This window comes from Streptomyces niphimycinicus (assembly GCF_018883605.1).
In the GTDB taxonomy this organism is placed as follows: domain Bacteria; phylum Actinomycetota; class Actinomycetes; order Streptomycetales; family Streptomycetaceae; genus Streptomyces; species Streptomyces niphimycinicus.
Map to the genome: position 1 here is coordinate 1 of NZ_JAHLEM010000926.1, position 2,858 is coordinate 2,858.

Here is a 2,858-nt window from a genome sequence, read left to right on the forward strand (position 1 = left end):
GGAGCGGGAGGTGCGGCAGGGGCTCCGGGCATGGCCATGCCCGGAGCGTGCGGCTGCGGCTGCGGCGGGGCCGGCGGTTCGGCGTATCCCGGCAGTACGGTCCCCGGCGGGAAGCCCATCGGGGCTCCCGGGGCTCCCGGGGCTCCCGGGGCTCCCGGTGCACCCGGCGCTCCTGGGGCGCCCGGCGCATAGCCGTACGGCGCGCCCTGCGGCACCGCGGCGGGCATCTGCTGCTGGAGGCCGGCGCGCTCGTCGGCGGTCGACCGGTAGTCCACCGCGCCCTGCGTCATCCGCATATACGCCTCTTCCAGCGACGCCTGGTGCGGGGAGAGCTCCCACAGCCGGACGTCCGCCCCATGCGCCAGATCGCTGATGCGCGGCAGCGGCAGCCCGGTCACCCGTAGCGCGCCGTCCTGCTCGGGGAGCACCTGGCCGCCCGCCTCGCTCAGCGCGGCGGTCAGCTTCTCGCGCTGCCCCGGGTCGCCCTCGGGGGTGCGGACGCGGGCGAAGTCCGCCGAGTTGTAGGAGATGAAGTCCTTGACGTTCATATCCGCGAGAAGCTGACCGCGCCCGATCACGATCAGATGGTCGGCGGTGAGCGCCATCTCGCTCATCAGATGGCTGGAGACGAAGACGGTGCGGCCCTCGGAGGCGAGCTGCTTCATGAAGTTGCGGACCCAGAGGATGCCTTCGGGGTCCAGGCCGTTGACCGGCTCGTCGAAGAGCAGCACCTGCGGGTCGCCGAGGAGGGCGGCCGCGATGCCCAGACGCTGCCCCATGCCGAGTGAGAAGCCCTTGGAGCGCTTGCGCGCCACGTTCTGGAGGCCCACCACGCCCAGCACCTCGTCGACCCGGCGGGTCGGGATCCCGGAAAGCTGGGCCAGGCAGAGCAGATGGTGACGTGCGCTGCGGCCGCCGTGCACCGCCTTGGCGTCCAGGAGCGCGCCCACCTGGCGGGGGGCGTTGGGCAGCTTGCGGAACGGGTAGCCGCCGACCGTGACATGGCCGGCGGTGGGCTCGTCGAGGCCCAGGATCATCCGCATCGTGGTGGACTTGCCCGACCCGTTGGGCCCGAGGAAGCCGGTGACGGCGCCGGGCCGCACCTGGAAGGACAGGTTGTACACGGCCGTCTTGGCGCCGTAGCGCTTCGTCAGACCGACTGCCTCGATCATTCTCCGCCCCTCATGAGCATGGGTCGGGCGTGCTCGCCCCCGGTGAGGGTTAGGAGGATAGCCGGGGTGTTGACGGTTCCCGCTATTCGGGAGATGTGAGCGCACCGTAACTCTTGGGGCCTCGAGGGTCTGTGGAGCTTGTGGAGCTTGTGGGGCTTGCGGGGCTTGCGGAGTCTGCGGGACCGTCGGGGCGCATTGGGTCGTCTTCCGGGCAGCGGAGGAGGTCGGGCTGGGGGAGTGCCCAGCCCTCCTCCTGGAAGATCCGGGTGCCGGACGTCCGTACGGCGGGGTCGGCGGCCGCGCGGGCGACCCAGGTGCCGGGGTCGGGCCCGAGGAGTTCCCGCAGCCGCGGCGAACCGGCGAGCAGGCGGGTGAGCAGGGCGCTCTGGTCGCCGCCGCCGGGGAGCGGACGTTCGGTGCCGTCCGGGGACATCAGCACGCCGCGCTCGCCGACGTAGAGATACGCGCCGCCGAGCCGCTCGCCGGACGGCATCACCATCGGGTACTCCGTGCCGGGCAGCAGGACGCGGCGGTAGTTGGGGTACTCGGTCGCGTCCACGGCCGCCAGTTGCTCGGTGTCCAGCCAGCCGATGACCAGGGGGGTACGGGCTCCCGGCGCGGTGTACGGGGCGGAGGCCACGTAGCCGTACCGGCCGATGTGGGCCGAGCAGCCGACCGCGATGCCGTGCACGTCGACCGGGACCATGGGGACGGTGGCCGGGTGGCCGGGGCGGGACAGCTTGTGGTGGAGCTGGGCGGGGGAGGCGTTGGAGCCGACGGCGATGACGGGGTGGCGGTGGGGGGTTGGGGGGTGGCCGAGGGCGGTGAGGAGGGTGTCGAGTGGCTCCGGGTTCTCTGTTGCCGGGTTCTCTGTTGCCAGGTTCTCTGTTGGCCCTGCGCCGGGGTTTGTGTCGACTGTCCAGGTGCCCAGGCGGCCGCCTGGTGTGGGGGTGAGCTCCCACAGCTCTCCGGCGGTGAGGAGGGTGGGGCGGGTGATGGGGCGGCCGGGGTAGGTGAGGGGGTGCTTGGCGGGGGTGTCGGCGAAGCCGAGGGTGGGGAGGGTGCGGTCGGTCACGGAGGGGTGTCTCCCCCACCCCGCCCCTTCCCGAAACCGGGCCCCGGCCCGGCCCCGGCCGGGGCTCCGCCCCTGGGCCCCGCTCCTCAATCGCCGGAGGGGCTGGGTTGGCCGGGCTCCGCCCTGGCCCTGTGCGGGGGCTCGGCCCCCGGACCCCCGCTCCTCAAACGCCGAAGGGGCTGGTTTCCCATGCGCCGGAGGGGCTGGGTTGTCCGGACTCCGCCCTGGCCCTGTGCGGGGGCTCCGCCCCCGGGCCCCCGCTCCTCAAACGCCGGAGGGGCTGGATTCGCCCCCGGGCGGCGGGTTTTCCCACGCGCCGGTTGGGCGGGATTCGCTCCCGAGCGGCTGGTTTTCCCATGCGCCGGTTGGGCTGGATTCGCCCCGGGCGGCGGGTTTTCCCACGCGCCGGTTGGGCTGGATTCGCTCCCGAGCGGCTGGATTTCCCATGCGCCGGTTGGGCTGGATTCGCCCCGGGCGGCTGGATTTCCTTACGCGCCGGAGGGGGTTGGGCGGCGGGCGGGGGGACCCGGGGCGTGGCCCGGGACTCGAGCCCGGGGGCCCGGATATGCGCGTGCCCCGCGCCGCTCGTGGCGGCGCGGGGCATCGTACGC

2 protein-coding genes are annotated in these 2,858 nt (G+C 73.6%); both read right to left on the reverse strand.

Going from position 1 to position 2,858, the window contains the following annotated elements; all coding sequences use genetic code 11:
• A partial coding sequence (locus KN815_RS45555; protein WP_216347669.1) for an ATP-binding cassette domain-containing protein occupies positions 1 to 1,172 on the reverse strand: 1,172 nt, incomplete at its 3' end.
• Between the two features lie 82 nt (positions 1,173 to 1,254).
• Positions 1,255 to 2,247 (reverse strand): hypothetical protein, encoded by a 993-nt coding sequence (locus KN815_RS45560; protein ID WP_216347670.1) that lies wholly within the window; start codon positions 2,245 to 2,247, stop codon positions 1,255 to 1,257.
• Between the last annotated feature and the right edge of the window lie 611 nt (positions 2,248 to 2,858).